Below are 6,476 nucleotides of genomic sequence, written 5' to 3'. Positions count from 1 at the left end.
GCCACCCACGGTCGTGACCGTGACCAGTATCGTCCCTGCCGTGCCTGCGGGAGCGACGGCAGTGATCTGCGTGGCGGAGTCCACGACGAACGAAGTCGCCGGTGTAGCACCGAAATTCACTGCGGTCGCTCCGGTCAGATTCGTTCCGGTCAGCACAACCGTGGTCCCACCGGTCACCGAACCCACGTTGGGCACCACCGTAGTCAGCGTCGGCACCGCGACGTAGGTGAAGGAGACGCCGTTACTGGTGCCACCCACGGTCGTGACCGTGACCAGTATCGTCCCTGCCGTGCCTGCGGGAGCGACGGCAGTGATCTGCGTGGCGGAGTCCACGACGAACGAAGTCGCCGGTGTAGCACCGAAATTCACTGCGGTCGCACCGGTCAGACCTGTTCCGGTCAGCACAACCGTCGTCCCGCCAGCCACCGGACCCGCGTTCGGGGCAATTGTGGTGAGGGTGGGCACCGCGACGTAGGTGAAGGAGACCCCGTTACTGGTGCCACCGGCCGTGGTGACGGTGACCGACACCGTCCCAGCCGACCCGGCGGGGGCGACGGCAGTGATCTGGGTGGCGGAGTTCACGGTGAACGACGTCGCCGGTGTGCCACCGAAACTCACCGCGGTCGCACCTGTCAGATTCGTCCCGGTCAGCACGACCGTCGTCCCGCCGGCCACCGGACCAGCGTTCGGGGCGACGGCGGTCAGTGTCGGCACCGCGACGTAGGTGTAGGAGACCCCGTTGCTCGTTCCGCCGGCCGTGGTGACGGTGACCGATACCGTTCCGGCCGCACCTGCGGGGGCGACGGCGGTGATCTGCGTCGACGAGTTCACGGTGAACGAAGTCGCCGGTGTACCACCGAAACTCACCGCGGTCGCACCCGTCAGATTCGTCCCGGTAAGCACGACCGTCGTCCCACCGGCCACCGGACCAGCATTCGGGGCGACGGCGGTCAGTGTCGGCACCGCGACGTAGGTGTAGGAGACCCCGTTACTGGTGCCACCCGCGGTGGTGACCGTGACCGACACCGTCCCTGCTGTCCCGGCGGGGGCGACAGCGGTGATCTGCGTGGCAGAGTTAACGACGAACGACGTCGCCGGTGTGGCACCGAAACTCACCGCGGTCGCGCCGGTCAGACCTGTTCCGGTCAGCACGACCGTCGTCCCGCCGGTCACCGGACCCGCGTTCGGGGCGATGGCGGTCAGTGTCGGCACCGCGACGTAGGTGTAGGAGACCCCGTTACTGGTGCCACCCGTGGTGGTGACGGTGACCAGTACCGTCCCGACTGAATGGGCGGGCGTCACCGCCGTGATCTGCGTCGACGAGTTGACCGTGAACGAAGCCGCCGGGGTACCACCGAAACTCACCGCGGTCGCACCTGTCAGATTCGTCCCGGTCAGCACGACCGTCGTCCCGCCAGTCACCGGACCAGCGTTCGGGGCGATAGCGGTCAGTGTCGGCACCGCGACGTAGGTGAACGCGACGCCGTTACTGGTGCCACCCGTGGTGGTGACGGTGACCAGTACCGTCCCGACTGAATGGGCGGGCGTCACCGCCGTGATCTGCGTCGACGAGTTGACCGTGAACGAAGCCGCCGGCGTGCCACCGAAACTCACCGCGGTCGCACCTGTCAGATTCGTCCCGGTCAGCACGACCGTCGTCCCACCGGCCACCGGACCAGCGTTCGGGGCGACGGCGGTCAGTGTCGGCACCGCGACGTAGGTGTAGGAGACCCCGTTGCTCGTTCCGCCGGCCGTGGTGACGGTGACCGATACCGTTCCGGCCGCACCTGCGGGGGCAACGGCGGTGATCTGCGTCGACGAGTTCACGGTGAACGAAGTCGCCGGTGTACCACCGAAACTCACCGCGGTCGCACCCGTCAGATTCGTCCCGGTAAGCACGACCGTGGTGCCGCCGGTCACCGGACCGGCGTTGGGCACCACCGTGGTCAGCGTGGGCACCGCAACGTAGGTGAAGGAGACACCGTTGCTCGTTCCGCCGGCTGTGGTGACCTTGACCAGCACCGTCCCGACTGAATGGGCAGGCGCCACCGCCGTGATCTGCGTCGACGAGTTCACGGTGAACGAAGTCGCCGGGGTACCACCGAAACTCACCGCGGTCGCACCGGTCAGATTCGTCCCGGTCAGCACGACCGTCGTACCACCAGCCGCCGACCCCGAAGCCGGACTGATGCTGGTCAAGGTAGGAACCCCAGCATAGGTGTAGGGCAGCGGGTTGCTCGTGCCATCCAGCAGTGCCTGTACGGTGACGTTCACCGTGCCGGTTCCAGGCGGAGCGATGGCGGTGATCTGGGTATTGGAGTTGATGGTGAATGTCGTTGCCGTCGTGCCGAACCGGACAGCCACGGGACCGACACCACTGAATCCGGAGCCGGTGATGATTACCGAGTTGAAACCCGCTGCAGGGCCGGAAGAGGGTGTCAGCGAGGTGATTACAGGTGGCATCTTTTTACCTTCTAACCAGTGATTAGTGAAAAAGGCTCTCCCGCACCAGCACAGGCATAGCCGTTACAACCGCTTATCCCCAGTAACCCACCAGCGGCGGCACTTCAGCAATGCATCCCCGGTCCGTTTTCGTCCGGTTTGTATCCGTTCAGACGCCGCGAAGGTACTGAGCGACCTCGCTATTTCGCAGAGCCAGCAGATGGGCGAGTTCTGGATGGCGTTACGGGCACACCGTGAGTGGGAAAAGGAAATGGCTAGGCATGCGCGCCAGTTGAGAATCCGAGGACCCGCCCGAACTGTTCCTGTAACACGTAGGCCCTCCTGGGCTGGACACTGCCGGGGCTATTTTCGCGTTACAGAGCGCTGGGTCGGGCAGGTTTGCGCAAACGGTGACGCGAGCCTCGGGCTCGAGTCTGCGATGGAAGACCCTCGACGAGGTCGCCGCTCTCCGCAGTTACCGAAGTCATCGGCGACCGACCTCCGGCGCCGCCACACCGACGGCACCACCGCACCAACGAAAACGCCGCTGCGGCAATGCCTGACAGGGCCTGCCTGCCCGAAGCGTCACCACCGGCAACGTCCCGGCGACAATCCGAAAACGGACGAAACCGGATCGGGCGTCTCATTGCCCAGGTGCCGGTCCAGGGGTGTTAATGGAAAGAGCCGGGCCACTATGAGATTCGGGGGCACCCCCCGGTGCAGAGGTACCACGAAACGAAGGAGGCACCACCATGCCTACCATCACCTTCTTCTCCGCAACCTCGGGTCCCACGACGGGGGTACCAGTGTCACGATTACCGGTACCGGGTTCACCGGCGCCCTCACCGTGCGGTTCGGCACCACCACGACCGTCTTCACCGTCAACTCCGCTACGCAGCTCACGGCGGTTGCCCCCGCAGGGACAGGAACTGTGTCGGTCACCGCGACGACAGCGGGTGGAGTCAGCAACGGCGTCTCCTACACCTACGTCTGACGGCTGACGTGACTGGGCCGTCGGTGGGGTGTTGCCGACGGGCCCAGTCGCGTCGAGGTTGAGCGGATAGCGCAGAATCCGTCACACCATAGACGGAGGTTGCAGGGGCAAAGGGGGTTTTCATTGGCGACGGTATTGAAGATGCTGCTGGCGGAGCGGCATCTCAAGAGTCATCCGGAGTTTCTGGCCGCATACGATAGGTGCGCCGCGCAGCTGGACCCGATCATTCCCCCGGGGCATGGGCCGGCGAAGGCGCAGTACTACCAGTGGCTATCGGGCCGGATGATCGGGCTTCCCCGCGACTATCACTGCCGGGTGCTCGCCAGGATGTTCCCGGGCTGGACGGTCGAAGGATTGTTTCAGATGGCCAACTCCGCACCAGCAGGTACTCGATCGCACGAGGTAGGTCTGCCATCCACCGACATCGAGCTCGAGGCGTTCCTCGGGCCTGAGATGGTCGCTAACGGCACGACATTGGTATACCCGACCTTCGAGCTGACGAGCCGGTCTGTGGACGCACTCCAGGCGGCGAAGATTCCCCTTCAGCGCATATTCGAGAGGAAGGCCAGTGCGTTCACGAGTCGACATCACATCGACGTCCCGGTCATGCTGACGGAGAACGATATTCGCGGACTGCTGTACGTGTTCTCCCTGCTTCAGCGCCACACCAACATTCCGATCGACTTCCAGAGCGACCGCGACACCGTCTCGCACTGCGACCGCCCGTACATCAGTTTCGGACTGAGCAGCAACGACTGCACCCATGTGTATCTCGCAAGCGTCGAGCGCCCGCTGTTCACCATCCGCGACAGTCCTGCTCCCTACCTGGAGCACCTGGAGCTGGCTGATGGAAGCCGGTATGAATCGAGCGACGACCGCAACATCGGCATCATCGCGCGGGTACGACCGAGCCCGGATCTGCACCCCGACCGATACTGGATAATTTGCGCGGGTATGGGCCCGCGAGGCACCTCCGGTGCGGGTTGGTTTCTTGCCAACTATTGGAGTTCCCTCCAGCAGCGTGCCGGTGATCGTGAGTTCGTGGCGGTCATCGGCGTCCGCACGTACTCCGACCAGATGGTCAGCTTGGAGAATTTGCTGATGAAATCGCACGAGAGTGCATGAGTTGGCTTCGCAGTCGCTGGGCTGTCCACCGCGGACATCGCCCATGGCGTAAGGAAAACCGGATGCAGCTGGTTCCGTAGGATCGGTGGGTCGGCGGTATTCCTCGCTGGGCGCAGCTGTCGGCGGCGGGCGATGGAGGCGCGGTGTGCCATGATGGCTTCCTCGGGATGGACGGTCCATTCAGGCCTTGCGCCGTGAAACCATCTTGCGGTGCTGGATATCGTCGGCGCGGATCGGACAGCAGGGCACTGCCCATCGACCCCAGCGGGCCGGGTCGTCGATGTCAACGGAACGCGAATGGCGTGCCGTTCATGAAATCGGCGAAGTAGGAATCCCATCGGGTCGGGTAGTGCATGCCGCGCGTGAAGTTGCTGTCGCGATCGTGTTGCAGTGAACGCCGCAACGAGCCGATCACCCGGTCGAGTTCGGCACCCATCCGTCGCCGGTTGTATATGAGCGCGGCAAGACAAGAACCGTAGGTGGAACGGCGGTGTCGCCACGTCGAGGACGCGCGCGAAGCCTCGACCCACCGGGTCGGGCAGTCGCCCGAACACACGCACCAGGATCAGCAGTTTCCGCGCGATCATGTAGCCGAACACCATGTGGAACAACAGCTGCTCGTTGGTCCAGCGTGTTCCGTCCGACGGCTTGCCCCAGTCGTCCTCGCGCACGCCCGCCAGCAGACGATGAGAGTCGACCCGAGCTCGCTCGCTGTGCACACTCACGCCAAAGGCCCGCTTGCCTACCCCTAGGCACGCGGGAGGAGTTGAAAATGTCGAACAGAGAGCGGAAAACCGCCTCTGACCTGGTCGGGATGACAGGATTTGAACCTGCGACCACTTGCCCCCCAGGGAACTGGTAGTCGTCCCAGGGTGTCCGCGTGATCCTCTCCCGTCCAGGTCAGAGGCATTTCAACGTCCGGCTCGTCTTGGCCTGTCCGCCTTGTATCGGCCCGTCTTGGCACGCTCTAGGCACGCTCGAATCAACCCCTCACCACCACCGGGAGCTCTCGAGGCATCGTCCTGTTGCTCACGACTCACCGAGATCGCCGCGATATCGGTAGGTAGTGTGCTGCGCGTCAGTGGGACCCCATGGATCCCAGCGGCTGCAACAACCAGGGCATCGCCTCGATCGGCACTGCCGCAGCAGATCGGTCCGTCCGGCTCATCTTGGACCCGGTCGTGAATTCGGAATCGGTCCCCATAATGACGCAGCCTTCGCTGTTGACCAGCACTAGCCGCTGACCGAATACCTGGAAACGCGGAAGCAGGACCTCCTCGATCGAGGCAGCCGACACATCGGCACCAGCGATTCCGAGGAAGGCTCCCGATGTGGTCGTGACCGGTATCGCGAACGTACACACGCACCGATTGGTGCACGCGTAATCGCGGTGCGGCCCGTCCACCCACCGCTTACCCTGGTCGCGCGGGATCACGAACCAGTCCATTCCGGTGTAGTCGTAGAAGTATTCACTCTGCGGATTCAATTCGAGCATCAGGCGTCGCGGTCCGCGTTGCACGTCCAGAAGCCACCATTCCAGATGCCGGGGCTGATCCACGAGAAGGCCGTCGGCCAACACAACGCCTGCGCCGTCGAACAGATTCCCACGCCGCTCGAGCTCTCCGACAATGGTCTCGCGCAGCGGTGCTAGATCAGTCGACCGAGGAGCGGACACCAGCTTCTCGGTGAGACCATCCCACAGGGTCGTCAGCGCGGTCCCGATGGTTGCTAGCGACAGGTAGATCTCGTCGGCCAGTCTTGCGACAGCAGAAGCGAGCGACTCGACGGTCACCGGGGCCGGAAAGCTATCGGTCTCCTTCATCGATCACGGAGCTCCAAACGTAGGGCAACGAGGCGGCGGATGCGTGATTCTGTATGTAATTCTGCCAGTTCTCTCGCCTGGGCATCATCTTCT

5 protein-coding genes and 1 pseudogene are annotated in these 6,476 nt (G+C 64.0%); 2 read left to right on the top strand and 4 right to left on the bottom strand.

What is annotated here, in order from left to right:
- Together ACLMAL_RS34780 and ACLMAL_RS34775 are read right to left on the bottom strand one after the other, a co-directional pair.
- Window positions 1–2,274 (bottom strand): beta strand repeat-containing protein (locus ACLMAL_RS34780; RefSeq protein WP_412002968.1); only part of this gene is annotated, 2,274 nt, incomplete at its 3' end.
- Window positions 2,275–2,463 (bottom strand): annotated as a pseudogene (locus ACLMAL_RS34775) (IPT/TIG domain-containing protein); the annotation flags it as partial.
- A 199-nt stretch (window positions 2,464–2,662) separates the two neighbouring features.
- On the opposite strand from ACLMAL_RS34775, the gene ACLMAL_RS34770 reads away from it, so the two are divergent.
- Together ACLMAL_RS34770 and ACLMAL_RS34765 are read left to right on the top strand one after the other, a co-directional pair.
- A complete protein-coding gene (locus tag ACLMAL_RS34770) occupies window positions 2,663–3,436 on the top strand; it encodes an IPT/TIG domain-containing protein (protein ID WP_412002948.1) in 774 nt (257 codons plus the stop codon).
- A gap of 123 nt (window positions 3,437–3,559) precedes the next feature.
- Window positions 3,560–4,561 (top strand): hypothetical protein, encoded by a 1,002-nt coding sequence (locus ACLMAL_RS34765; protein ID WP_412002947.1) that lies wholly within the window; start codon window positions 3,560–3,562, stop codon window positions 4,559–4,561.
- Between the two features lie 283 nt (window positions 4,562–4,844).
- Here ACLMAL_RS34765 and ACLMAL_RS34760 read toward each other — a convergent pair whose 3' ends face one another.
- Together ACLMAL_RS34760 and ACLMAL_RS34755 are read right to left on the bottom strand one after the other, a co-directional pair.
- On the bottom strand, window positions 4,845–4,997 hold the full coding sequence (locus ACLMAL_RS34760) for a hypothetical protein (RefSeq protein WP_412002946.1): 153 nt from the start codon (window positions 4,995–4,997) through the stop codon (window positions 4,845–4,847).
- 642 nt (window positions 4,998–5,639) lie between these two features.
- A complete protein-coding gene (locus ACLMAL_RS34755; RefSeq protein ID WP_412002945.1) occupies window positions 5,640–6,383 on the bottom strand; it encodes a hypothetical protein in 744 nt (247 codons plus the stop codon).
- Window positions 6,384–6,476: the final 93 nt, after the last annotated feature.

It is taken from the genome of Nocardia sp. CWNU-33, from assembly GCF_046764895.1.
Lineage (GTDB): Bacteria > Actinomycetota > Actinomycetes > Mycobacteriales > Mycobacteriaceae > Nocardia.
This window is presented reverse-complemented; position numbering and strand designations above follow the sequence as displayed.

Bases quoted from the DNA above. Each gene is read 5' to 3' on its own strand.
- ACLMAL_RS34760 (WP_412002946.1), bottom strand. From the start codon at position 4,997: ATGGGTGCCGAACTCGACCGGGTGATCGGCTCGTTGCGGCGTTCACTG.
- ACLMAL_RS34755 (WP_412002945.1), bottom strand. From the start codon at position 6,383: ATGAAGGAGACCGATAGCTTTCCGGCCCCGGTGACCGTCGAGTCGCTC.
- ACLMAL_RS34770 (WP_412002948.1), top strand. From the start codon at position 2,663: ATGGGCGAGTTCTGGATGGCGTTACGGGCACACCGTGAGTGGGAAAAG.